This is a genomic window from Fusobacterium sp., from assembly GCF_032477075.1.
In the GTDB taxonomy this organism is placed as follows: Bacteria; Fusobacteriota; Fusobacteriia; order Fusobacteriales; family Fusobacteriaceae; genus Fusobacterium_A.
This window is the reverse complement of the sequence record NZ_JAWDXO010000005.1, coordinates 47,839-74,202: the sequence shown is the minus strand read 5'-3', so window position 1 is coordinate 74,202 and position 26,364 is coordinate 47,839. Positions and strand designations below refer to the sequence as shown.

The 26,364-nt window shown below is 30.5% G+C and carries 24 protein-coding genes; 9 read left to right on the top strand and 15 right to left on the bottom strand.

Features of this window, described 5'->3' with window-relative positions:
- Positions 1 to 25: 25 nt before the first annotated feature.
- From rsxC to E6771_RS03775, 14 genes are all read right to left on the bottom strand, one after another.
- On the bottom strand, positions 26 to 1,336 hold the full coding sequence (gene rsxC / locus E6771_RS03840; protein ID WP_316089781.1) for an electron transport complex subunit RsxC: 1,311 nt from the start codon (positions 1,334 to 1,336) through the stop codon (positions 26 to 28).
- 98 nt (positions 1,337 to 1,434) lie between these two features.
- Complete coding sequence (pth, locus tag E6771_RS03835; protein ID WP_316089780.1) at positions 1,435 to 1,995, bottom strand: aminoacyl-tRNA hydrolase; 561 nt, start codon at positions 1,993 to 1,995, stop codon at positions 1,435 to 1,437.
- Between the two features lie 123 nt (positions 1,996 to 2,118).
- Positions 2,119 to 3,327, bottom strand: a complete 1,209-nt coding sequence (locus E6771_RS03830; protein WP_316089779.1) for an L-serine ammonia-lyase, iron-sulfur-dependent, subunit alpha — start codon at positions 3,325 to 3,327, stop codon at positions 2,119 to 2,121.
- A gap of 18 nt (positions 3,328 to 3,345) precedes the next feature.
- Complete coding sequence (gene pheT / locus E6771_RS03825) at positions 3,346 to 5,733, bottom strand: phenylalanine--tRNA ligase subunit beta (protein WP_316089778.1); 2,388 nt, start codon at positions 5,731 to 5,733, stop codon at positions 3,346 to 3,348.
- Positions 5,734 to 5,747: 14 nt separating this feature from the next.
- Complete coding sequence (gene pheS / locus E6771_RS03820) at positions 5,748 to 6,764, bottom strand: phenylalanine--tRNA ligase subunit alpha (protein ID WP_316089777.1); 1,017 nt, start codon at positions 6,762 to 6,764, stop codon at positions 5,748 to 5,750.
- A 49-nt stretch (positions 6,765 to 6,813) separates the two neighbouring features.
- Positions 6,814 to 7,272 carry a metallophosphoesterase gene (locus E6771_RS03815; protein WP_316089776.1) on the bottom strand — a complete coding sequence of 153 codons (459 nt, stop codon included), beginning with the start codon at positions 7,270 to 7,272 and terminating at the stop codon, positions 6,814 to 6,816.
- Between the two features lie 20 nt (positions 7,273 to 7,292).
- Entirely contained in the window at positions 7,293 to 8,063 is a 771-nt protein-coding gene (locus tag E6771_RS03810) for a hypothetical protein (protein ID WP_316089775.1), read from the bottom strand.
- A 24-nt stretch (positions 8,064 to 8,087) separates the two neighbouring features.
- Complete coding sequence (gyrA, locus tag E6771_RS03805) at positions 8,088 to 10,595, bottom strand: DNA gyrase subunit A (RefSeq protein WP_316089774.1); 2,508 nt, start codon at positions 10,593 to 10,595, stop codon at positions 8,088 to 8,090.
- Between the two features lie 112 nt (positions 10,596 to 10,707).
- Positions 10,708 to 12,615, bottom strand: coding sequence for a DNA topoisomerase (ATP-hydrolyzing) subunit B (gene gyrB / locus E6771_RS03800; RefSeq protein WP_316089773.1), 1,908 nt, complete (start codon positions 12,613 to 12,615; stop codon positions 10,708 to 10,710).
- A complete protein-coding gene (remB, locus tag E6771_RS03795; RefSeq protein ID WP_316089772.1) occupies positions 12,608 to 12,877 on the bottom strand; it encodes an extracellular matrix regulator RemB in 270 nt (89 codons plus the stop codon). The genes gyrB and remB overlap by 8 nt, the downstream gene beginning before the upstream one ends.
- Positions 12,878 to 12,880: 3 nt before the next feature.
- Complete coding sequence (locus tag E6771_RS03790) at positions 12,881 to 13,423, bottom strand: DciA family protein (RefSeq protein ID WP_316089770.1); 543 nt, start codon at positions 13,421 to 13,423, stop codon at positions 12,881 to 12,883.
- Positions 13,377 to 14,504, bottom strand: coding sequence for a DNA replication/repair protein RecF (gene recF, locus E6771_RS03785; RefSeq protein WP_316089769.1), 1,128 nt, complete (start codon positions 14,502 to 14,504; stop codon positions 13,377 to 13,379). Before recF ends, E6771_RS03790 begins: the two co-directional genes overlap by 47 nt.
- A gap of 30 nt (positions 14,505 to 14,534) precedes the next feature.
- Positions 14,535 to 14,741, bottom strand: a complete 207-nt coding sequence (yaaA, locus tag E6771_RS03780; protein ID WP_316089768.1) for a S4 domain-containing protein YaaA — start codon at positions 14,739 to 14,741, stop codon at positions 14,535 to 14,537.
- A gap of 185 nt (positions 14,742 to 14,926) precedes the next feature.
- Positions 14,927 to 16,717 (bottom strand): chromosomal replication initiator DnaA, encoded by a 1,791-nt coding sequence (locus tag E6771_RS03775; protein ID WP_316089767.1) that lies wholly within the window; start codon positions 16,715 to 16,717, stop codon positions 14,927 to 14,929.
- A gap of 834 nt (positions 16,718 to 17,551) precedes the next feature.
- Between E6771_RS03775 and rpmH the strand changes: the two genes are divergently transcribed.
- The 9 genes from rpmH to E6771_RS03730 all read left to right on the top strand — a co-directional run bounded on the left by rpmH (position 17,552) and on the right by E6771_RS03730 (position 24,437).
- Positions 17,552 to 17,686: a 50S ribosomal protein L34 gene (rpmH, locus tag E6771_RS03770; protein WP_005978558.1), complete on the top strand. Its 135-nt coding sequence runs from the start codon at positions 17,552 to 17,554 to the stop codon at positions 17,684 to 17,686.
- Between the two features lie 82 nt (positions 17,687 to 17,768).
- The gene (rnpA, locus tag E6771_RS03765) at positions 17,769 to 18,119 is read left to right on the top strand and encodes a ribonuclease P protein component (protein WP_316089766.1); all 351 of its coding nucleotides are present in this window, start codon (positions 17,769 to 17,771) and stop codon (positions 18,117 to 18,119) included.
- Positions 18,120 to 18,121: 2 nt separating this feature from the next.
- Positions 18,122 to 18,361, top strand: coding sequence for a membrane protein insertion efficiency factor YidD (gene yidD / locus E6771_RS03760; RefSeq protein WP_316089765.1), 240 nt, complete (start codon positions 18,122 to 18,124; stop codon positions 18,359 to 18,361).
- Positions 18,358 to 18,975, top strand: coding sequence for a YidC/Oxa1 family membrane protein insertase (locus tag E6771_RS03755; RefSeq protein ID WP_096404496.1), 618 nt, complete (start codon positions 18,358 to 18,360; stop codon positions 18,973 to 18,975). Before yidD ends, E6771_RS03755 begins: the two co-directional genes overlap by 4 nt.
- 3 nt (positions 18,976 to 18,978) lie before the next feature.
- Positions 18,979 to 19,746, top strand: coding sequence for a protein jag (locus tag E6771_RS03750; RefSeq protein WP_316089764.1), 768 nt, complete (start codon positions 18,979 to 18,981; stop codon positions 19,744 to 19,746).
- 9 nt (positions 19,747 to 19,755) lie between these two features.
- Positions 19,756 to 21,126: a tRNA uridine-5-carboxymethylaminomethyl(34) synthesis GTPase MnmE gene (mnmE, locus tag E6771_RS03745; RefSeq protein WP_316089763.1), complete on the top strand. Its 1,371-nt coding sequence runs from the start codon at positions 19,756 to 19,758 to the stop codon at positions 21,124 to 21,126.
- A 70-nt stretch (positions 21,127 to 21,196) separates the two neighbouring features.
- Positions 21,197 to 23,047 (top strand): tRNA uridine-5-carboxymethylaminomethyl(34) synthesis enzyme MnmG, encoded by a 1,851-nt coding sequence (gene mnmG, locus E6771_RS03740; protein WP_316089762.1) that lies wholly within the window; start codon positions 21,197 to 21,199, stop codon positions 23,045 to 23,047.
- A gap of 136 nt (positions 23,048 to 23,183) precedes the next feature.
- On the top strand, positions 23,184 to 23,822 hold the full coding sequence (locus E6771_RS03735) for a CatB-related O-acetyltransferase (RefSeq protein ID WP_316089761.1): 639 nt from the start codon (positions 23,184 to 23,186) through the stop codon (positions 23,820 to 23,822).
- Between the two features lie 108 nt (positions 23,823 to 23,930).
- Entirely contained in the window at positions 23,931 to 24,437 is a 507-nt protein-coding gene (locus E6771_RS03730) for an adenylate kinase (RefSeq protein WP_316089760.1), read from the top strand.
- A 403-nt stretch (positions 24,438 to 24,840) separates the two neighbouring features.
- On the opposite strand, the gene E6771_RS03725 is transcribed toward E6771_RS03730, so the two are convergent.
- Entirely contained in the window at positions 24,841 to 26,337 is a 1,497-nt protein-coding gene (locus tag E6771_RS03725; RefSeq protein WP_316089759.1) for a glutathione ABC transporter substrate-binding protein, read from the bottom strand.
- Positions 26,338 to 26,364: the final 27 nt, after the last annotated feature.

The window sequence follows — 26,364 nt, the reverse complement described above, 5'->3', positions numbered from 1 at the left end:
AATAACTTAATAACTTTACTGTATGTTATTTTTTCATTGCTCTTAATTTTGATTTTCCAATCTTTATAGCTTCAGTTAATGGTCTGTTAGCTGGACATATGTAAGCACACGATCCACATTCAATACAATCCATCAGGTTGTATTTTCCAATATCTTCCCATTGTTCAAAAGCAGCAAGTCTTGCAAACATGATTGGTTCAAGAAGCATTGGACATGCCCCTATACATTTTCCACATCCTATACAAGCCTTTGGTTTATATGGGTTTGTTTCCTCTTTTGTAAGAGCCAATAAACCAGAAGTTCCTTTGATCACTGGAGCTTCTTCTGAGAATTGAGCCATTCCCATCATTGGTCCACCCATTACTAATTTATCCATTGCATCTCTGTTTATACCACATTTATCAAGAATATAAGAGAAAGGTGTTCCAATAGCTATTTTTATATTTTTAGGATTTGCTATTGCTTTTCCTGAAACTGTAACAACTTTTTCAATTAGAGGAGTCCCATTTACCAATCCTTCATAGATAGCAGCTGCTGTTCCTGTATTTTGAACCACTACTCCTACTGCTGATGGAAGTTTTCCAGATGGAACCTCTCTATCTAAAACAGCTTTGATTAATTGTTTCTCTCCTCCTTGAGGATATTTTGTTTTTAAAGGAGCTATCTCTATTCCTGTTCCTTCTGCAGCTTTCTTCATAGAAGCTATTGCTTCAGGTTTATTTTCTTCAATACCTATGATAGCTGTCTCTACTCCTAAAACTTTTTTGATGATTTTAATACCTTCAATTATAGTTTCTGGATGTTCAAGCATAAGTCTGTTGTCAGAATTGAGATAAGGCTCACACTCTGCTCCATTTAACAGTAAAGTGTCAATCTTTACATCAGCAGGTGGATTAAGTTTAACATGAGTAGGGAAACTTGCCCCTCCAATACCAACAACTCCTTTTTCTCTGATCATTGCTAATAAATCTTTCTTATCAGCTGTTTCCCAATTTTCTATCTTAGGCAGTTCTGCCCAAGTCTCTTCCCCATCATTTTCAATCATGATAGTTTTAATTCTTCCCATTAATGGAAAAACATGTTCTTCAATTTTTTTAACTGTACCACTTACTGGTGAATGTATAGGAGATGTTAAAAATGCTTGAGAGTCAGCTATTTTCTGACCTTTAAGTACTTTATCTCCAATAGCTACTATTGGATCTAGTGGTGATCCTATATGCTGTAATAAAGAAATATACAACATTTTTGGTGCTGCTAGTTTTTCTACTGGCATATTTTCTGTCTGTAGTTTATTTTCAGGCGGATGCACTCCACCTCTGAAACCAAAAAATCTCATATGAATCTCCTTTCATAAAGTTAATTTCTACTAATCAGTTTACCACATTTATATCTATTTAACAATATGTTTTCATTATTTTTTTCCATCATAAGTTATTACTTTTTGTTATATTTCTGCATTATTCTGCCTAATTCAACATCTCTTATTAAATCTAAAGCACAATCAGATGCATTCTCAATCATTTTATCAACAGTTTCTTGTTCACTTTTATCAAACTGACCTGTTACAAAATCTATAGTATTATCTTTACTCTTTCCTATACCACATTTAATACGTAAAAACTCATCACCTAGATGAGAAATGATAGATTTTATTCCATTATGTCCACCTGAACTTCCCCTCTCTTTTACTCTCAATTTTCCAACAGGAAGATCCATATCATCATAAATTACAATCATATCATTTTTAACATCTATTTTATAAAAATTTACTACAGCAGATATTGAATTTCCACTAAGATTCATAAAAGTCTGAGGTTTTAGAAAAAGAACTTTCTCTCCATCTATATTTTTCTCACTAAGAAATCCCTGAAATTTATCCTTTTCCCCTGTTATATTAAGGTCTTTTTGTAATCTACTGATAACTTCAAATCCTATATTATGCCTTGTTTTAGCATATTTATCTCCTGGATTACCAAGGCCTACAACTAATTTCATATCATTTTCCTTTCTTTTCAATTTTATATTTTTTCTCTATATTCTATAAAAAGTTTAAGAGGCGGCTCAAAAAATTCTGCAATTTTTTGAGGCTGCCTCTTGATATATTCTTATAAAACTATTTTAACATTCAGCATTAAATCTAAATTTTGCAAGTCCTCCTAAAGATGTTTCCTTGTATTCACTCTTTAAGTCTTTCCCAGTCTCACCCATAGTTATAACTACTTGATCAAAAGAAATAGTATGCTTTCCATCAGTATAAAGACTGTATGCTGCAGAATCCAATGCTCTTGCTGAAGCTGCTGCATTTCTCTCTATACAAGGTATTTGTACATATCCTCCTACTGGGTCGCAAGTAAGTCCAAGATGGTGTTCCAATGCCATTTCAGAAGCATATTCAATTTGATCTAATGATCCTCCTAAAAGAAAACATGCCATTCCTGCTGCCATTGCACATGCTGTTCCTACTTCTGCCTGACATCCTCCTTCAGCTCCTGATATAGTGGCATTCTCTTTCACTATATTTCCTATAAGACCAGCTATCGCCAACCCTTTAAGGAGTTCTTTTTCAGATATGTCATATTCTTCTCTAAGTGCATATAAAAGTCCTGGAATAATTCCAGAAGCTCCACATGTAGGGGCAGTTACAACTCTTCCTCCAGCCCCATTTTCTTCTGATACTGCAAGAGTATATGCAAATATTCTTCCAAGAAATCCACCTCTTCCATGGTTATTTCTTGCTTTTCTATAAAAGCTTTGGGCTCTCCTAGACAATTTTAGAGTTCCAGGAAGTACACCTGTTTTTTCTATTCCTTTTTCAACAGCTGCTTCCATTGCATCCCATATTTCTTGAAGAAAAGTGAATATCTCTTCTCCTTCATGCTCTACAACATATTCCCAGTACTCTTTTTTTCCTTCTTCACACCATTTTTTGATATCATCCATCTTTGAATATGGATAAATTTTTGAAGGCCCTCTTCTTTCCTGCCCTAATTCCATGATAGTTCCCCCACCTACTGAGAAGACTATCCATTCATCTATTGTATTTCCATTGTTGTCTAAAGCTTTAAATTTCATCCCATTAGTGTGATAGTCATAAACGACTTCTGGCATCCATACAATCTCAGTTTCAATCGGTTTTAAAGTTTCTTCTATTATCCAATCAGTAAGGTGTCCCTTTCCAGTCAGAGCTAAAGATCCATACAGCTCTACTACATATTTCGCTGCATTTGGTGTTCTTTCTTTAAATTTTTTTGCTGCTCTTTCTGGTCCAATTGTATGTGAGCTTGAAGGACCATTTCCTATCTTAAATAACTCTTTTAAGGAATCCATCTTAACCCTCCTAAATATTTATTGTCTTATCTCTCCATTATAATTTTTCGAGATAGTGTTTAACACTTTTTCAATAACATTATTTATATCTTTTTCAGTAAGAGTCTTTTTCTTGTCTCTAAGTACTATGCTGATAGCTACTGATTTTTTATCTGCATTTATTTTTTCTCCTTCATAAATATCAAATATATCTATTTTTTCTATTAAAAGAGAAACTTTTTTCAAGTCATCTATCATATTTCCTACAAGTACATTTTTATCAAGTACGATGGCCAAATCTCTAGTTACTTCTGGATACTTTACTACCCTTTCATATTTTACAGCATTTTTCATATATTTTAATGCTCTAGCTAAATCTATATCAGCTACATATACTCTTTCTCTTTTTATATCCATAGCTTCCTGAATATCTGGATGAATCTCTCCAAAAGTTCCAATAATATCATTTCCTATTCTAATATCAGCACTTCTACCTGGATGGAAAATTTCTTTTGTACTCCTTTCAAGTTTATACCTGCTGATACCTGTATATTCAAGAAGTTTTTCCACATATCCTTTTATAGTGTAAAAGTTATATGACTCAGGTTTTGGATTCCATAAAGTTCTTTCAGGTTTTCCTGCTATTGCTATACAGATTCTTAAATCCTCATTTGCTAATTCACTTGCTGGTGTAAATACTTTTGATACTTCATAGAATCTTAGATTGAATTGATTTCTATTGATATTATCTCTGATATTTGTAAGAAGACTATATATTAAAGTAGGTCTTACTATAGACATATCTTCACTTAATGGATTGCTTATTTCAATTACTTTATCTCTTATTTTAAGAATATTCAAAGCTTCCTTAGGAATAAATGTATAGTTTATAACTTCATGGAGACCTATTTCTTTCAATATCTCTTTTAAGTTATCAGCAACTGATATTTTTACATCCTTCAATCCAGATTCAATATTTTCCACAGGCATTATAGCTTCTATATTTTCAAATCCATACATTCTTATTATTTCTTCATATAAATCTTCTGATCTAGTTAAATCCTGTCTATAAGCAGGTGGAGCAACTATGAGAGTATCCTGAGATAAAGTTTTTATTCCTAACCCAAGGTTTGTAAGTATTTTTCCTACTTGATCAAACTCCAACTTTTTGCCTATAAAGTTATTTAATTTATTTAAGTTTAAAGGTATTTCAAACTTTTGAGGTTTTTCTATATATTTATCTATTACCTCATTTAAAACCTCCCCAGAAGCAACTTCTGCCATAAGAGCTGCCGCTCTGTCTATAACTTCGCTGATATTTTCAATATCAAGACCTCTTTCATTTCTATATCCAGAATCAGTTACAATTCCAAGTTTTTTAGTTGTTTTTCTAATGTTTTCGGGAGTAAAATAAGCCACCTCAAGGAATATATTTTTAGTTTCAGATTCGATTTGAGTAGCCTGACCTCCAATGATACCAGCAATAGCTATTGGTTTTACTTCATCAGCTATTACCAGTTCTCCATTATTAAGTTCTCTATCTACTCCATCTAAAGTGGTTATTTTTTCTCCTATCTCTGCAGTTCTTACTACTACAGTTTTATTTTCTAATTTATCCAGATCAAAAGCATGCATAGGCTGATTATACTCAAACATAACAAAGTTTGTTACATCAACTATATTATTAATTGGTTTAAGTCCCATTGCTCTTATTCTCTTCTTAAGCCATTCAGGAGATTCACCAATAGTTACATTTTTTATAACTCTTCCCATATACCTTTTACATCTTTCTTTATCTTCCACTCTTACTTTTGCATAGTTATTTGTAGATTCTATCACTTCATTTAAAGCATAAGATGGATATTTTACTTTTCTTCCATAGTAAGCTGCCACTTCTCTAGCTATTCCTATATGTGAAAGGCAATCAGGTCTATTTGGAGTAATTTCAAGTTCAAATATAATATCATCCATTCCAGCATATATTTTATAATCTTCTCCTATTGGAGCGTCTTCAGGAAGAATTACTATTCCATCCTTATCTTCTCCTATCCCTAATTCAACTTGTGAACAAAGCATACCACAAGACTCTATATCTCTTATTTTGCTTTTTTTAATCTTGAAATCTCCAGGAAGTATAGCCCCAATCTTGGCCACTACTACCTTATCTCCTAATTTATGATTTGGAGCTCCGCAGATTATTTGCAGTTTTTCTTCCTCTCCTATATCTACTTTTAAAAGAGTCAATTTATCTGAATTTGGATGTTTTCCATATTCTACAATCTGTCCTATAACTACATTGTTAAGGTCTTTACCTTGAACATCTATAGCTTCTACTTCCTGACCTATCATAGTCAGTGCATTTTCAAGCTGATTTATATCTTCTTTTATATCAACATACTGTTTCAACCAGTCTAAAGAAATTAACATTATTCCCTCCAGAATTATTTAAATTGTTTTAAGAATCTTATATCATTTTCAAAAAATGCTCTAAGGTCATCTATTCCGTGTCTCAGCATAGTTACTCTCTCTATTCCAACTCCAAAAGCAAATCCACTCACTTCATTAGGATCATAACCTACTGCCTTTAAAACCTCTGGGTCTACCATCCCGCATCCCATTATTTCCAGCCAACCGCTGTCTTTACATACTCTGCATCCCTTACCTTTACATACAGCACATTGTACATCCATTTCAGCACTTGGTTCTGTGAATGGAAAGAAATGAGGTCTAAATCTTACTTCAGTTTCACCAAAAACTTTTTTAACAAAATGAGTCAATATTCCTTTCAAATTAGCAAAAGAAATATTTTCACCTATCATCAATCCTTCCATTTGGTGGAACATTGGTGTATGAGACACATCATAATCAGGTCTGTAAACTTTTCCAGGGCATATCATTCTGAAAGGTGGTTTATGTTTAAGCATATATCTTACCTGTACTGGTGATGTTTGTGTTCTGAGTATCACATCATCTGAAATATAGAAAGTATCTGTAATATCTCTTGATGGATGAGTTTCAGGGATGTTTAAAGCATCAAAGTTATATTCAACTTTTTCTACTTCAGGTCCATCAGCAATATCAAATCCCATTTCAATAAATATATCTTTCATAAAATTCATTGTTTCTGTTATAGGGTGACTTGTCCCTAACTCAATCTCTTCACCTGGAAGTGTAATATCAATAATTTCTTGTTCTAATCTTGCTCTTTTTTCTTTTTCTTTTAATTGATCATTCTTTTCATCTAGCATTGAACTGATAAATTCTCTAGTTTCATTTACCAGTTGACCAATAACAGGTCTTTCTTCTGGAGAAAGAGTTTTCATACCTTTAGAAATTTCTGTTAATTCTCCTTTTTTTCCCAGCAATCTAACTCTTATTTCTTCTAACTCCTGTAAAGAAGCAGCGCCCTCTATACTAGATTGTGCTTGTTCCTTTAATTGTGCTACCTTTTCCTTCATTTTTCCTCCCTACGTCAAAGGCTAAAAATATCCTATATATCTAATTATTTTAAATTCTTTTTAGAAGAAAATCAATACTTTCTTTATTTATTTTTATTATACCGTAATCATTTCCAAGTACAGCCCCAGGATTAAAAAGGGTTATCTCTTTCTTTTTTTCAAGATATGGTCTATGTGTATGACCAAATATAACTACATCACATCCTAGTTCTCGTCCTCTTTTTTCTATTGTTTCATACTCAAGTTTTACCTTGTAATGATGACCATGAGCTAGGAAGACTTTATGTCCCCCTAGCTCAATAACCATCTCATCACTTCTCTGCATATCATAATAATCGCAGTTACCTTTAACTATTTGGTAGGTATTTTCTGGAAATACATATGAAAGTTCCTCAGCATCATCACTGAAATCTCCTGCACATATCACCATGTCAGGTTTCTCCCTTTCATAAATAGAAATTAATTTTTCCAATCTTCCATGTGAATCTGATATAACTAATATTTTCATAATTTATTCCTATCTAAAAACTATCCTATAAATATAGGTGTTTTACTCTTTTCTAATAATTTTATACCATTTTTTCCAATTATCTTTTCAAAGAAATAGCTTCTGCTCAGATTTCCCATTATAAAGAAATCATATTCATCTATTTTTTTGAGAACATCATCATAATCTGTTATATTGAGCACTTCATGCTTTACACTCTTCCCTTTTCCTTCAAGATATTCTATCAAATGATTTTCTTCAATTTCTTTATTGATAATAAATGAAGTAAATTCTTTAACTTCTGGAAAAAGACTAGTAAACTGATAACAGCTTCTATTAACTTTTACTCCATCATCATTGGCAACAATTACTTTATCCATTCCTTTTAAAGGCTTTTCTCCTATAAAAATTATAGATTTATAATTTCCTTTTAAAATACTTACTATTCTTTCAGTAATAGCTTCATTTTTTCCAATAAGAAGAGTATCACAGCTTTTCATTCTGTCAGTTACTATTTCAGGAACAAGTCCAATATCTACTTCAAGCTCACTTTTAATTTCTTTTGCTTTAAGAATTTTTTCAATATCCTCTATCTCCTGTTTCTCCATATCAGCCCAACCTTGCATAATAAAAGGTGATCTTCCACTCATCATCATTCCATCTGTAGAAGCAGCTATTATTTTGTCTCTAGACATATCCTTAATGTAAAGAGGCATGATTTTAAAGCCTAAACTGTTTTGTAAATAAACTGCACTTTCAATAAGATTATCTCTTTCCATTTCATTTCCAAATAATAGTAAAGCTCTCCTCATATATACCACCCCATTTTTAAAATATTATTTTTCCTTTGATTCCACTATTTCTGCTTCTTCTATGTTATCTTCTGTTTCTACAGAATTAGATTCTGATGTTTCTTCCTCTTCCTCTTCAGACTGTACTCTAGTTATTGATACAACTTTTTCAGCTCCATCAACTTTCATTATGATTACTCCCTGAGTAGCTCTTCCATAAAGTGCAATAGTATCAAGAGGCATTCTGATAACAATACCAGAAGATGTTATAGCCATTAATTCTTCTCCTTCAGTTACAGGAAGTACTGATACAACTGCTCCAGTTTTAGCATTACATCTTATATTTATTACTCCCTTACCTGATCTAGCCTGTAATGGATATTCATCTATTCTTGTTCTCTTACCATATCCATTTTCTGTTACTGTAAGAATACTTCCATTTTCATCTTTAATCAGAAGTGCTGATACAATTGAATCTCCAGGTCTTAAAGTTATAGATTTAACTCCCATAGTATCTCTTCCAGTAGGTCTTACATTATCACTGTTGAATCTGATAGAATATCCTTGTTTTGTTGCAATGAATACCTGCTCCTGATCGATCTTCTCTATGAGTCCTACATATATTATATCATCATCTTCCTTTAATTTGATAGCTTTTAATCCAGAATTATTAATATTTTTAAATTCATTTAGATTAGTCTTTTTAATAAGTCCTTCTTTAGTAACAAATACTACTTCATTATCCTTAGAAAAATCCCTTGTTTTAATGACTGCTCTTATTTTCTCATCTTCTCTTGTTCTGATGATGTTACTCATAAGCTTTCCTCTTGATTGCTTAGAAGTCTCTGGAATTTCATAAACTTTTATATTAAATACTCTTCCTTGATTTGTAAATATCATCAGAGTATCTAAATTAGAAGCAGATTCTATACTTTCAACAAAATCATCTTCTATAGTGTTTTGGCTTGCTACTCCTTTTCCACCTCTTTTTTGAGCTTTATACTTACTTACCTCCATTCTCTTTACATAACCTCTATTTGTAAGAGTAAGTATTACATTTTCATCCTTTATAAGATCTTCTGGAAGTATTTCCATTCTCTCATTTTCAATGAGAGTTCTTCTATTATCATTGTATTTTTCTTTTAGATAAAGAAGTTCCCCTTTGATTATTTCATATATCTTAGACTCATCAGAAAGTATTTCTCTCAATTCTGCTATATGTTTTTCTATTTCAGCATGTTCAGCATCAATTTTTCCTCTTTCTAAACCTGTAAGCCTTTGTAATTTCATATCCAATATAGCTCTGGCTTGAACATCAGAGAAAGCATATTTTTCTATCAGAAGCTCTCTGGCTTGATTTCCATCTGATGATCCTCTGATAATTTCAATTATTCTGTCAATATTATCGAGAGCAATTTTGTAACCTTGTAATATGTGGGCTCTTTTTTCAGCCTTGTCCAAATCAAATTTAGTTCTTCTGGTTACTACTTCAAATCTGTGTTTTAAATATTCATGAAGTATTTCTTTAAGATTGAGCACTCTTGGTGCATTATTTACAAGAGCCAGCATTATTATACCAAATGTATTTTGAAGTTCTGTATATTTATATAATTTATTTAATATAAGTTCTGGTTCTTCACCTTTTTTAATCTCTATAACTACTCTTATACCATGTCTATCAGATTCATCTCTCAAATCTGTTATTCCAGTTACTCTTTTATCTTTTACAAGGTCAGCTATTCTTTCAATGAGAGTAGCCTTATTTAGTTGATATGGAATTTCCTTTATAATAATAGAAGCCTTTCCACTTTTATGCTCCTCTATTTCTACTTTACCTCTTACTCTTACTTTACCTCTTCCAGTCATATAGGCATCTCTGATACCTTTTTGACCATCAATTATTCCTCCAGTAGGAAAGTCTGGCCCTTTTACATATTCCATAAGCTCCAAAGGAGTAAGTTCTGGATTTTCTATAAGAGCAAGTATTCCATCTACAAGTTCTCCAAGATTGTGAGGAGGAATATTTGTAGCCATCCCTACTGCTATTCCTGTTGCTCCATTTAAAAGTAAATTAGGCAGTTTTGCTGGGAGAACTGTTGGTTCATCCAATGAATCATCAAAGTTCTTTCTAAAGTCAATAGTGTTCTTATCTATATCATCTATAAGCTCATTACTTATTTTTGCCATTCTTGCTTCTGTATATCTCATAGCAGCTGCTGAATCCCCATCTATTGATCCAAAGTTTCCATGACCATCTACAAGTAAGTATCTGTAGTTGAAATCCTGAGCCATTCTTACCATTGTTCCATATACTGCTGAGTCTCCATGGGGATGATATTTACCTAGAACTTCTCCAACAATTCTGGCAGATTTTTTATATGCTTTATCATAAGTCATTCCAAGTTCACTCATAGCAAAAAGTATTCTCCTGTGAACTGGCTTCATTCCATCTCTTACATCTGGAAGTGCTCTACTGACAATTACACTCATGGAATAGTCGAGATATGATTCTTTCATCTCGTCTTCTATATATCTGTTATTAACATTTGACATTTATTAATCCTCCTAAAATTTCTCAGCTTCTCGAGCATTTTATGCATATTTCATCTTTAATTCTAAAAAAAATTAAATAATTAATGTTTTATTATTATTTGTATACATATTATTAGATATCAAGATTTTTTACATATACTGCATTCTCTTCTATAAATTCTCTTCTAGGATCTACTTTATCTCCCATTAACTTATCAAACAGCATATCTGCTGCTCTTGCATCATCTATAGTTACCTGTAGAAGTGTTCTTGTATCAGGGTTCATAGTTGTATCCCAAAGCTGTTCAGGATTCATTTCTCCCAGTCCTTTATATCTTTGAAGAGTATATTTTCTGTCATCTCCTTCAAAAACATCAGTTATTTCTTTAAGCTCTCTGTCAGTATAAGCATATCTTATCTGCTTACCAGTAGTTATTTTATATAGAGGTGGCTGTGCAATATACACATTTCCATTATAAATAAGATCTACCATAAATCTATATATAAAAGTAAGAAGCAGAGTTCTAATATGAGCACCATCTACATCAGCATCTGTCATAAGAATTATCTTTCCATATCTTAATTTTTCTATATTAAAACTATCTCCGATACTTGTACCAAAGGCTGTTATCATAGCTCTTACTTCATTGTTTTCAAGAGATTTATGAAGTCCCGCCTTTTCCACATTCAATATTTTACCTCTCAATGGAAGTATAGCTTGATGTGATCTGTCTCTTCCTTGTTTTGCTGACCCGCCTGCTGAATCTCCCTCAACTATATATATTTCACATTCATCTGGATTTTTAGATGAACAGTCAGCAAGTTTACCAGGAAGGGAACCAACTTCTAAAACTGATTTTCTAAGTACAAGTTCTCTAGCTTTTTGAGCTGCTTCTCTAGCCTTTTTAGAATTTAATATTTTTTCTATTATTATTTTTGTATCATTAGGATTATCTTCTAACACTATTTTTAAATTAGTTCCAACTAAGGTTGATACTATACCTGTAACTTCAGAGTTTCCAAGTTTCGTTTTAGTCTGTCCTTCAAACTGAGGTTGAGGAACTTTTACTGAAACAATTGCTGTAACTCCTTCTCTAATATCATTTCCTTGTAATTTTCCATCTTTTTCTTTCAAATATCCTTGAGCTTTTCCTACATCATTTATTACTCTTGTCAAAGCAGTTCTGAATCCACTTACATGAGTTCCTCCCTCATGAGTATTAATATTATTAACAAAAGAATATATAACTTCTGCTTGATTTACAGTATAAAGAAAAGCAATGTCTACAGTTACATTATCTACTTCTCCTGACATATATATTGGTTCTGGTATAAGTTTTTCGGTATCCTCTGTTATTTCCTTAAGAAAATCTACTATACCTCCCTCAAATTTAAATTCCTCTTTTTTATATGGTTCTTTTCTGCTGTCACTAAGGTGTATTTCCAATCCCTTATTCAAGTAAGCCAGCTCTTTTAATCTATTTTTTAAAGTATTATAATCATAAATAAGAGTTTCAAATATTTCATGATCAGCCTTAAATCTTACTGCTGTCCCATGATCTGTTGTTACCCCAATTTCTTTTACATCTTCTTCTGGTATCCCTCTGTTATATTTTTGATACCAGATTTTTCCATCAGTTTTTACAGTGACATCTGTCCATAGTGAAAGAGCATTTACTACTGATACCCCTACTCCATGAAGTCCTCCAGATACTTTGTAGTTATCATTCTCAAACTTTCCTCCTGCATGGAGTACAGTAAGTACTATCTCAAGGGCTGATTTATTATATTTAGGATGAATCCCTACTGGTATCCCTCTTCCATTATCAATTACTTCTATAATATTGTCTGGAAGTATATTTACTATAATTTTATCACAATATCCTGCAAGAGCCTCATCTACAGCATTGTCTACAATTTCCCATACCAAGTGATGAAGTCCTCTTTCAGAAGTGGTACCTATATACATTCCAGGCCTTTTTCTTACAGCCTCCAGTCCTTCAAGGACTGTAATATTTTCCGCTTGATAATTATTACTCATTACTATTACTACCTCCGCTTATTCTAAGATACTCATTTCCTCTGCTCATTAGAGTTGATAATGCATATGATGTAATATATATTTCACTATCAGTTATTACTACACTTTTCTCCTCTTCTAGAGCTAAATTTATTAATTTTTTATTTTTTATTTCATTGTTATAAAAATCATTGTTACAGGTATTTTTCAAATGTATATAGTCAATAATAATTATAATATTCTCTGTTGGTATTACAAGTTCATTCTCTAAATAAATATACATATTTCAACCTCTATTTTTTTTATCTCGACATATTTTACACATATCTTCGTTCCCTTTAAAATATGTTCCACACTTTGGACACTTTCTATATCCCACATTTATCAATCTTTGTTCTTTTTTCTCAGCAGATTTCTTTAAATGTTCTATTTTTTGAAATATGTCCATTTCATTAAAATCTATATTTGAACATCTATCCTCTAAAATTTCCTCTTCAGATAAATTATTATTATCTATATACATATCATCATATATCTCATTTTCATTTATTTTAGAGATACGAAACAATATATTATTTATTATATTTCCATTTAATATTTCATTAACTTTATTTATATATTTTTTTTTATTCAGCTCCATAAAATGAAGTACTGATGAATTTTCTACAACAACATAAAGTATATCCTCTCTTATATAAAGGACCTGACTTTTTTCAGAAAGTTTTCCTGCTATCTTTTTCCATTGAGCTTTGAGAATTCCTTCTTTTAATCTTCTGCTCTTTTCAATTGTCCTTTCTATCATTCTCCCTATGTTTTCTATCTCTATCATAGCTGATCTCACCTTTTTCTACATAGAAATCTTCTGTATTTATTCCAAGTCCACCTGTAGAACTTATAAATACCTGTATATTTCTCTTTTCCAGATAATTTAATATACTATCTTTTCTATTAGAATCAAAATATGAAGATATATCATCAATTATAAGTATTGGACTCTCTTTTTTCTCTCTCAGTACCATATCTATCTCTGAAAGTTTTAGAGAAAAAATAATTGATTTTTTCTCTCCCTGTGAAGCTGTTGACTTAGCTTCATAAGAATTTAGAAAAAATAAAAAATCATCTTTTTGTGGCCCTGAAAGCGAAAATCCATATCTTAATTCTTGTGCTAATCTTTCCTCTGTTCTTTTTCTGAGAGTATCTTCTATTTCTTTCAGATTCATCTTTTTAGTATTCCCAAGATGACACTGGTATTGAATACTCAATTCTTTTTTGTCATCAAAAAGTTTTCTATAATTAAGATTAAGTATAATGGATATTTTTTTTACATATTCCATTCTTTTTTCTATTACTCTAGCTCCATATTTTATAAACTCATCCTGATATATGGCAAATTCAGGTTCTTTATGTTTTTTTTCTTTAAGATATTTATTTCTTATTTTCAAGATCTTATTAAAATTTTTCAATTCTTGAAAATATTCACTGCTAGTCTGGGCTATTTCACCATCAAAAAAATTCCTTCTGACAGAAGGAGAACCTGTTATCAGTACTATGTCTTCAGGAATATATGTCACTACATTGAGTTTTCCATAAAATTCATCATACTGTACTCTCTTCCCATTGTAGCTGTATTCTTTTTTATCTTCATTATTGAACTTTACAGTAAGGGTTTTTTCTCCTATATTATCTTTGTAAACTATATAAACTCCTGTTCGTTTATGCCCATATTTCATCATTTCACTGCTTTTAGTAGTTCTGAAACTTTTGCCTGTAGAGTTAAAATACAAAGCTTCCAATAGACTTGTTTTTCCCTGACCATTTTTTCCATAAAAAAGATTAATTTTTGGAAAAAATTTTACATTTCCATCTTGAAGATTTCTAAAATTTACATAATTTATCTCTAGTATTTCCAACCCTTTCACCTCAGGCCAATCAATATCTTACTATTTAACTATGAAAACTTTTCCCTCAGCCTCAACTTTATCTCCAGGGTAAAGTTTTTTTCCTCTTCTTATCTCTAATTCTCCATTAACTTTTACATTTCCTTCATTTATATAAAATTTAGCATCTACTCCAGTATCACATATCCCAGTCCATTTTAAAAATTGGTCAAGTTTAATAAATTCAGTAGATATTTTTACCTCTTCCATTTTCTCCCCCTTAAAAAATTCATACTTAAGCAACAAGATGCCACTATATATAATACCATAATTTTTAATATTTTGATAGATTTAATATTTCAAAAATATGTATATACACAATAATAAAAATATCATTTTTAATAAAAAAGCTGATCAATAATCTGTCTTTAAAACCTTATGATCAGCTAATTTGTTTATTCATCTTTTATAACTCTTTCAATATATCTTTTTATAGTATTTAGGTATATATTCTTAGATTTTGATTTCATAGTAAGAAGAAAATTAACATCTATTCCCTCTTCCTGTGAACATATTTTTAATGCTTTTTCTTCTATTTTTAATTTTTCAAATTCATCATAATTATTATATTCTGCCATTAAATCTTTAGGAATATCAGTATCAGTTATTATATCTTTTATACTGCTTATAACAGGTTTTTTGACACTTCTTCTGGCTTGATTAATTTTCTTTTTACTTTTTAATCCTTTTTCTTTTACTATATTATTGAAAAGAGTAAGATTTTGTTTGTTACTGCTGCTTTCATCAGTAGATATATTTTTAAGTATGCCATTGATATATTGTACAAGGGTTGTCTTTATATTTCCATTAAGATTTTTATATAAAATAGAAAGTACTTCTTTTGCTGTTGTTTCTCCCTCTTCTCTATATATTTTCTTTATTTTATTGTCAGTTCTTCTATCCCAGGCCCTCTGTACAAAAATATTTCTTTTAGCTTTCTGTACTTTTTCCATTATTCCTTTTGGAAATTCCACAGCTGGCTCTTTATGTTTAATTTCAGGTTTAGATATTTTTTCTCCTGAATTATATTCTACTACTTCAGCGTCTTCTATCTCCAGATTATTTTTGGCTGCAACAGCTGCTGGCCTTTTTCTTCCCATATCTCTGCCTATTTTATTCTCAAGGAATGAAGATACATGACACTCTCCATCTTTTTCTTTATTAAAGATATAATTGATATAATAGTTGTCCTCTTCTTTTACATAATCTGAATTATATTTAATAATATATCCCATTTCTACAAGTACATCAAAAGCTTTTTCTATTCTTTTTAATACTTGTTTAACTCTACATAATATATACTGTTTTATTTCTCCATTCTTGTTTACTCTCTCTGTAATCTGCTCTGTTTTCAGGGGTATTATTGCTGCAAGAGTTCTAAGATTTATTCTTCCATCCATACTTTCATATCTTATTTTACTTATGTATTTATATATTCTTCCAGCAATAGGATCTTTTGTCAATATCTCCAAAAGGGATTTAGAATTATATTTTATATATCTTTTATCTTTTATCTTCTGCCTGATATTTTTATTTAAAGTAACTCTATAATATATTTTTTTTCCTCTTTTAAGTTTTTGATAAGTTAACAATTTGAATTCTTCATCTTCAAATTTATATTTCCCAAGCTTTGTATGATTGGAAACTATAAATTGATATTCAGTATTTTTTAGATTCTTTAAAGCTTGTTCCACTTTTGAATAATAAGTTCTGTTCATTTTATTTCCAAGAAAACTCACTATAAAATCTGAAATTTCAAATTCTATATATTCATCTGAATCTTCTATCTCTTTTTTTATCTCATACATTGATATAAGATATGTATATATTTTTTCTTCAAATGTTGAAGGTTGAAAAACCTTATCAGCATTATCCTTAGCCACAAGGGTACAATACATGGTAACTCCCAAATCTTCAAAAGAATATTGAAAGTTTACTCTTTTATTTTGTTTTTGTGGAGTAAAAAAAGGAAATACAATCATCTCTACAGGAATATTTATAATATTCTCTTTAAGATTTAAAAAGTTTCCTGTCTCTTTGATAATCACTTCTCTCACTTCTATGTCAGGGACTGTATTTAGTTTTATTTCAACATTTCTTATGTCTTCCACTAATGATCCACTTTGTGAGATCTTGAAACTATCTAAAATTCCAAAATTATTATCTGTAGAGTCATCTTTTTTCATAGTTTAATCTCCTCTCTAAATCCAATATAAATAAATAAGTTACATTCTAAATAAATTGTATATAATCAATAATATAACATTTTTTATGTATATCCACAATAATATTTTTTATATCATAAGTATATCAAATTTGTATAAAGATAATCACTTAATTTTCAAGGAATTTTAACATATACTTTGAATAATAAGATTTTTAAATTTTTTTTATAATCCTTTAAAAATCAAGGATTCCATCATCTGTACATACTCAATAATAAATAACAGAATTTTATTTTAACATAAAATTTAAATAAAATAAAGATTAATAATGTATATGGATAATAATATTTTTTTAAACTCATTGAAAATATTAGTTTTTCTAATGTGTATATTAGTAATAATATTTGGGAGTATTTTCCATCTTATATTTTTTGAGTAGTCTCAAGTTTTTTATTTTTTCAGTTATTGAATTTACTAGGAGATTCAATGTGTATATCAATAAAAATAAAATACATTTCTTTTTTGAATATTTCCCTAATAATATCAATGGTTTTTTGATAATGAATTTTTTATATAAGTCATTACATTAAACAAAAAACAAAATAACAACTAATATATTTTTGAGGTTGGTCTCTTTTATTTTTTTATAAAATAATAAATATAAAAATTACTATCAATTACTTAGGAAAAACAGTTCTTTTTGAATATATGTATATAACTAATAATAAAAAACATAAATATTTTTTTAATAATTTATCTAAAATTTTATTAAATTTTCTAATAATTACTTGACAAAACAAGAATTTTCCTTTAAAATTACTATCTGAAATATAGAATTTTTTTGGAGGTGAAAAAATGAAAAGAACATTCCAACCTAATCAAGCTAAAAGAAAGAAAGATCATGGGTTCAGAGCTAGAATGGCTACTAAAAATGGAAGAAAAGTTTTAAAAAGAAGAAGAGCTAGAGGAAGACAAGTATTATCAGCATAGAACCCGGTGATTTAAACCACCGGGTTTTTACAAGAGATAGTTATCGTGGAAATAATTCAAAATTATTGGGAGTTTTATAATTATGAATAAGTTAAAAAAAGACAGAGAGTTTCAAATAATCTACAATTCTGGAAGAAAAAGTTTTGGTTATTACTCTCTTATTTTTTTTAAAAAGAATGAAAAAAATTTAAAGAGATGTGGTTTCGTTGTAAGTAAAAAAACTGGGAATGCGGTTTGTCGGAATAGGCTTAAAAGGTTATTTAGGGAGTATTATCGTAAATTTGAAGATCAGCTCAAGGACGGATATGATATCATTTTCGTAGCCAAGAGGACAGCTGGAGAGAAAGTAAAAACTCTCAAGTATCAGGATATGGAAAAAGATATGATGAAAGTGATCAAGAGCAGCAGACTTTTTAAAAGTCAGGAAAATTAAATATGAAAAAAATTATACTTTGTATGATAAGATTCTACCAAAAGTATATATCTATATTTTTAGGAAAAAATTGTAGGTTTATTCCTACTTGTTCAGCTTATACATATGAAGCTGTTGAAAAATTTGGAATTGCAAAAGGTTTATATCTGGGAATAAAAAGGATAGCAAAATGCCATCCATTCAATCCAGGAGGATTTGACCCTGTACCAGAAAAAAAGAAAAAAGTTCGGGAGGATAAATGAGTTATATTTATGGATTATTAAAAGGGATCATTGAGTCTATGTTGTTATTTATGCATAATCTTACAGGAAACTTTGGACTAGCTATCATAGGGGTAACAATTTTAATGAAAATAATACTTCTTCCATTGACTTTAAAACAGGATAAGTCTATGAAAAGTATGAAAAAATTACAACCTGAGTTAGATAAAATAAAAGAGCAATATAAAGGTGACTCTAAAATGCTTAACCAGAAAACAATGGAACTTTATCAAAAACATAAAGTTAATCCAGCTGGTGGATGTCTTCCACTATTAGTTCAATTACCTATATTATGGGCACTTTTTGGAGTATTAAGAGGAGGAATTGTACCTCAAGATTCAACATTTTTATGGATGCAGCTTGTTCAGCCAGATCCTTATTATATTCTTCCAGTATTAAATGGGGTAGTGTCATTTGTACAGCAGAAAGTCATGGGGTCATCAGATAATCCTCAAATGAAAAATATGATGTATATGTTCCCAATCATGATGGTATTTATCTCTTATAAAATGCCAGCTGGATTACAAATTTATTGGTTGACATCAAGTTTGGCAGGGGTTATTCAGCAGTATCTGATCATGAAAAAAGGAGAGTAATTTATGAGTAATGTTATAGAAATCAAAGCCATGAATAAGGAACAAGCTATAACTAGAGCTTTAAAAATATTAGAAGCATCACCAGAGCATGTAGTAAGAGTAACAGAAAAGCAGAAAAGTTTATCTTTTCTAGGTTTATTTAATAGAGAAGGTATTTATGAAATAGAAATAGATAAAGAATTAAGAAAAGAAACTGTAAAAACTGAACCTAAAAAAGAGGTTAAAGCAGAAGTAAAAGAACATAAGAAGAAAGAAGTTAAAGAGCATAGAGAAAAAACAGAGATAAAAGAAAAACAATCTAAAGAAATAATAAAGGAAAAACTGGATGAAGCAGTTGACGCAAGTGATCTTGTAGAAGCTAAAGCTAAGGAACTTCTAGAACATATAGGACTTAATCTTCGGATAGATGTAAATAAAGTACATGACAGAACATATCTTGTTAATCTCTATGGAGAAGATAATGGGATAATAATAGGAAAAAAAGGAAAGACTTTAAATAGTTTTGAATATTTATTGAATTCTTTGTTAAAAGAATTCAGAATAGAAGTGGATGTAGAAGGATTTAAAGAAAAAAGAAATCAGACTTTAAGAGAATTAGGAAAGAAAATGGCTGAAAAAGCATTGAAAACTAATAAAGCTGTAAGACTTAATCCTATGCCACCTAGAGAAAGAAAAGTAATACATGAAGTTGTAAATAAATATTCAGAATTAGATACATTTAGTGAAGGTAGAGACCCTAAAAGATACATAGTTATCAAAAGAAAAAAATAGGGAGGAGCCATGCTTTTCGATACAATAGCAGCTATTTCTACACCTCGAGGTGAAGGTGGTATAGGAATAATAAGAATCTCAGGAAATCTTGCTTTAGAGATACTTGGAAAAATATTTAAACCAAAATCGAAGAAAGCGGTTGGAGATTTAAAAAATTTTAGTATAAACTATGGTTATCTATATGATAATGATAATCTAATAGATGAAGTTCTAGTCTCTATAATGAAAGCTCCAAATACATATACAAAAGAGGATATGGTAGAAATCAATTGCCATGGAGGTTTTGTTATTACTGAAAAAGTATTGGAAACAGTATTGAAAAATGGAGCAAGACTTTCAGAAAGTGGAGAATTTACCAGAAGGGCTTTCTTGAATGGAAGATTAGACCTTACACAGGCAGAAGCAGTAATGGATATAATTCATGGAAAAACAGAGAAATCTGTATCTCTCTCATTGGAACAATTGAGAGGAGATTTGAAGCAGCAGATAGAACATCTGAAAAAATTGGTATTAGATGTAGCTGCTCACATAAATGTGGTATTAGATTATCCAGAAGAAGGGATAGATGATCCTCTTCCTGAGAATCTTGTAGATAACTTAAGAGAGGTAATAGATACTACAGACACTCTTATTAGATCATATGATAAAGGAAAAATGATAAAAGAAGGTATAAAAACTGCAATAGTTGGGAAACCTAATGTTGGAAAATCAAGTATACTCAACTCAGTATTGAAAGAGGAGAGAGCAATAGTAACTCATGTAGCTGGAACTACAAGAGATGTAATAGAGGAAGTAGTAAATTTGAAGGGTATTCCCCTTGTATTAGTGGATACAGCTGGTATAAGAAAAACAGATGACCTTGTAGAAAATATTGGAGTGGAAAAATCTAAAAAACTTATTGAAAGTGCTGATCTGATATTATTTGTAGTAGATGGTTCAAAAGCTTTAGATGAGGAAGACATGAGAATACATGAGGCTATAAAAGCTGAAAAAGTTATAGGAATACTTAATAAAATAGATATAAGAGAAGATATAGACCTTTCACCTTTGACTAAGATAAATAAATGGTTGGAGATATCAGCTATAAAGAATCAAGGTATAGATGAAATGGAAGAAGAAATATATAAGCATATCATTGAGGAAAATGTAGAGGACAGTTCTCAAAAGATAACAATAACAAATATAAGGCATAAGTCTGCTCTTGAAAAAACGAAACAGTCTGTGGAAAATATATTTGAAACTATAGAGAATGGACTTCCCATGGATCTTATGGCAGTTGATATCAAAGGTGCTTTAGATTCACTTTCTGAAGTTACTGGAGAGATATCAAGTGAAGATCTGCTGGATCATATATTCAGTAATTTCTGTGTAGGAAAATAATAAATGAGAGTGGCTTAAATTTAGTCACTCTCTTCTTACTTTTAATATCTGGGTTTGGAGGAAATAATAAATGGAAATAAAAAAATATGAAGTAATAGTAGTAGGAGGAGGACATGGTGGAGTAGAAGCAAGCCTTGCTGCTGCAAGACTTGGAAAAAGAACAGTTATGTTCACTTTATATCTTGATACTATTGCTATGATGTCATGTAATCCTTCAATAGGAGGACCTGGAAAAAGTAATCTTGTTGCTGAAATGGATATACTTGGTGGTGAGATGGGAAGACATACTGATAAATTTAATCTTCAGTTAAAACATCTCAATGAAAGTAAAGGACCTGCTGCAAGGATAACCAGAGGACAGGCAGATAAATATCTATATAGAATAGAAATGAGAAAACTTTTAGAACATACAGATAATCTTGAAATAATTCAAGACTGTGTAGATGAAATCATAGTTGAAAATGGAAAAATAAAAGGAATAATAACTAGACTTGGAATAAAATATTATGCTGAATCTGTAGTTTTAGCCACTGGAACATTTTTAAAAGGAAAAATAGTAATAGGTGATGTAGCCTATTCAGCTGGAAGACAGGGAGAAAATTCTGCTGAAAAACTTTCTGATAGTTTAAGAGAGCATGGAATAAATATTGAAAGATATCAGACAGCTACACCTCCAAGACTTGATAAAAGAAGTATAGATTTCAGTAAAATGAAAGAATTAAAGGGAGAAGAACATCCAAGATATTTTTCAATATTCACTGAGAAAGAAAGGAATAATGTAGTACCTACTTGGCTTACTTATACTACAGAAAAAACAATTGAAGTGGCAAAAGAGATGCTTCAATATTCTCCAATAGTAAGTGGAATAATAAAAACTCATGGACCTAGACATTGTCCATCACTTGATAGAAAAGTAATAAATTTTCCAGATAAATCAAATCATCAGATATTTTTAGAATTGGAATCAGCAGAATCAGAAGAAGTGTATGTAAATGGACTTACTACTGCAATGCCTCCATTTGCTCAGGAAGCAATGATGAGAACAATAGCAGGATTGGAAAATGCAAGGGTAATGAGATATGGTTATGCAGTAGAGTATGACTATGCTCCAGCAGCTCAGCTTTATCCAAGTCTGGAGAGTAAAAAAATAGAAGGGCTTTACTTTGCAGGTCAGATAAATGGAACATCTGGTTATGAAGAAGCAGCATGTCAGGGATTTATAGCAGGAGTAAACGCTGCCAGAAAAGTAGATGGAAAGGAACCAGTTATCATTGATAGAAGTGAAGGGTATATGGGAGTGCTTATAGATGATATAATTCATAAGAAGACACCAGAGCCTTATAGAGTCCTTCCATCAAGATCTGAATATAGATTAACTCTTAGGTTTGACAATGCCTTTATGAGACTTTTTACAAAGGCTAAAGAGATAGGAATCCTATCTTCCGAAAAACTTGATTATCTAGAAAATTCTATAAAAATAGTGAATGATGAAATAGCAAGGTTAAAAGAGATAAGTGTACCAATGGTTCAGGCTAATGCACTTCTTGAAAAACTTGGATCAAATCAGAAACTTACTAAAGGTGTCAAAATAGGAGATCTTTTAAAAATAAAAGAGGTAACTTATGACAGCTTAAAAGATATAACAGAGATAAATGATTATCCAGAATTTATAAAAAATCAGATAGAAACAATGATAAAATATGAAATCTTTATTCAAAGAGAAAATGAACAGATAGAGAAATTTAAAAGACTTGAAGAGGTAAAAATACCTGTTGATTTTGATTTCTCAGAAGTGAAGGGAATATCTAATATAGCTAGATGTGGGTTGGAAGAAATAAAACCTCTTTCAATAGGGGAAGCTTCTAGAATAAGTGGAGTTACAGGAAATGATATAGCCCTTTTAGTGGGATATTTAAAATAAAAATAAATATTTTATTATTATGTATATACATAATAATAAAATTTTCTCTGTTAATTTAATGGAGGTGAGAAATGAAGCTTTGTATTGTTTTTTCTGGAGTAGTTTTTTAATAGATCAAATTAAAAAGGAGATTATGATGACTATTCCAGATACAAATAAAATATATCCAAGAACAAATGATAAACAGATAGTATATTTAAAAAATATAGTTACAAATCCTAATATCCAAGTTGAAGAATATACTATTTATAATGATTTTTATAATGACCCTTTAGAATTTCAAAAGAATAACGTACTTTATCATTATCCAGTAAACAACGATAAACTTATTATTGGAAAGTTTTGTTCCATTGCTTGTGGAACTAAGTTTTTAATGAACTGTGCCAATCATACACTGCATTCTTTATCTACTTATACTTTTCCACTGTTTAGTGAAGAATGGGGACATAAAATGAATGTAAGAGATTCATGGGATAATAGAGGAGGTATTACAATAGGAAATGATGTATGGATTGGCTATGAAGCTGTGATATTATCAGGGGTAACTATTGGAGATGGAGCTATTATTGGGACAAGAGCAGTTGTTACTAAAGATGTGCCACCTTATACAATTGTTGGAGGAAGTCCTGCCAGAGTGCTAAAAAAACGTTTTTCAGATGATATAGTAGATAAATTACTTAAAATGAAATGGTGGAATTGGCCAGTAGAAAAGATTGCCAGAAGTTTAGAATATATACAGTCTGGGAATATATCTCAATTGGAAAAAATAGAGTAATAATATAATCTTTTAAATTACAGTGAGGGTGGCTTATTAAGTAAAAAATAATTTTTTAAGCCATTCTCTTTTTTATAAATTTATTCAATAAAAATCAGAGGAGAATTTATGATTATATTGATTGCAGGAAGCTCACATACTGGAAAAACACTTATGGCACAAAAGCTATTAGAAAAATATAACTTTCCATATTTATCTATTGACCATTTAAAAATGGGATTGATAAGAAGTGGGAACACAACTCTTACTCCAAATGATGATAATGAATTAACTGGTTATCTGTGGCCTATTGTTAGAGAAATGATAAAAACAGCAGTTGAAAATAGACAAAACCTTATAGTAGAAGGATGTTACATTCCATTTGACTGGAAAAAGGATTTTGAGGAAGAATATCTGGAACATATGAGATATTTCTGTCTTATTATGACAGAAGAGTATATTAAAAAAAATTTCTCTAAAATAAAGGGATATGCAAATATTATAGAAAAAAGGTTTGAAGACTCACTTTGTATAAAGGAAATGATGATAGAAGAAAATATTAAAAATTTTGAAATGTGTCAAAAATATGATTGTGATTATATATTAATAGATGATGAATATATGATAGAAATCTGACTTAGAAAGAGTAAAAAAGTATAGAATTGACTTTTTAAGAAAATATGGTATAATAAAGGTACCTGAAAGGGTACTTGTGTAATGGAATAAAAAACGCTATGAGACAGACTTTCACATTGTGAAAGTCTTTTTCATATCAATAAGTAATTAGCGTTTCTTATTGATAGAAAATCCATTACACAAGGAGGTTTAGTATGTTTAAGCTGGAGTTTCACTTTAACAACAATGAGATTGAAGGGGGTACTTTAATAATTATCCTTTTAATCATTGTTATTATAGTGATTTATCTCTTAGTTTACTAAACTAAGCCTCAACCCTGCGGGGTTTATATATTTAAAAGTTCTTTTTAATATAAAAACAGCCATCAAATATAACTTTGACAGCTGTTTATTTTTAATTTATACTATTTTTTTGTTACTGGTGCAAGATAGTGAGTTCCTTCTGGGTGGAAAATAAATCCTTCTACAGTTTTCTGCATTCCTGTAATATCATCAGGATAAACAAGTGCAAACATAGGAAGATCTTCCTGAATTATATCTTGAAGTTCTTTATAGTATTTGATTCTATCTTCAGGAACTGTACTTTCTCTTGCTTTATCTAGAAGTTCATCAACTTTTGAGTTTTTGTAAAAAGTTCTGTTTCCAGCTCCACCTAAATTTTTAGAGTGGAAAAGAGCATACATAGCTGAATCAGAGTCAGCACTAGAAGACCATCCAAGTATAAACATATCATGTTCTCCTTTAGCAACTCTATCTAAGTAAGAACCCCATTCAAGAACTTCAATCTGTACATCTATACCAATTTGTTTAAGCTGATCTTGAAGGATAACAGCTGTATCTTTTCTTACACTTTTATCATTTGTCCATATTCTTGCTTTGAATCCATTAGGGTATCCGGCTTCAGCTAATAATCCTTTTGCTTTTGTTATATTTTGAGTATAAAGTTTTGCATCTTTACTATATCCAAATACATTAGGAGATACAGGAGAGTTAGATTTTTTAGCAGCCTTAAGGAAAACAGCATCAATAATACTGTCAACATCAGTTGCATAAGCTATTGCCTGTCTTACTTCTTTTTTATCAAAAGGAGCTTTTTGAGTATTAAATCCAAGATATGTCATACTCATAGCAGAATTCTGGTCGGCTTTTAATCTAGGATTATTTTTTACCATATCTGCATCAATAGGATCTATATCATAAGCAATATCAGCTTCCCCAGTTTCAAGAGCGATTGTTCTATTTGTTCCTTCTGGAATAACTCTGAATGTCAATGAGTCAACTCCAGGTTTTCCTTTATAGTAGTTAGGATTGGCTTTTAAGACTATTCTATCTCCAGAAGTCCAAGATACAAACATAAATGGTCCAGTTCCTACTGGATGTTGTCCATAGTCATTTCCACCAGCTGTTACAGCTTTTTCACTCATTATACCAGCACCTACATGGGCAAGGTAGTTAACAAGAGGTCCATAAGGAACTTTAGTTGTTATTTTAACTGTATTTTCATCTACAGCTTCTATTTTTTCTAAATCACTAAAATATGCCATTAAAGCAGGAGTTTCTGTAGCTTTTTTTAAACTGAATACTACATCTCCAGTTGTAAGAGGATCACCATTGTGGAATTTAACTCCTTTTCTTATTTTTAAAACAAGAGTAAGAGGGTCTACTTGTTCCCAGCTTTCAGCAAGTCCAGGTATAAGGTTCATATCTTTGTCTTTTTCAATAAGTCTGTCATAGATATTGATATTCACTCTATGAGTAGGTATATCATTGGATATCTGAGGATTCAGACTTTTCGCATCAGCATTCTGTGCTACTACAAGTTTTGTATCTTTTGCATAAAGAGTAAGGCTTGATACTGTAAGGACTGTCATTGTGAGCAAAGTAAATAATTTTTTGTTCATAGAGTTCCCCCTTATTAATTTAATATT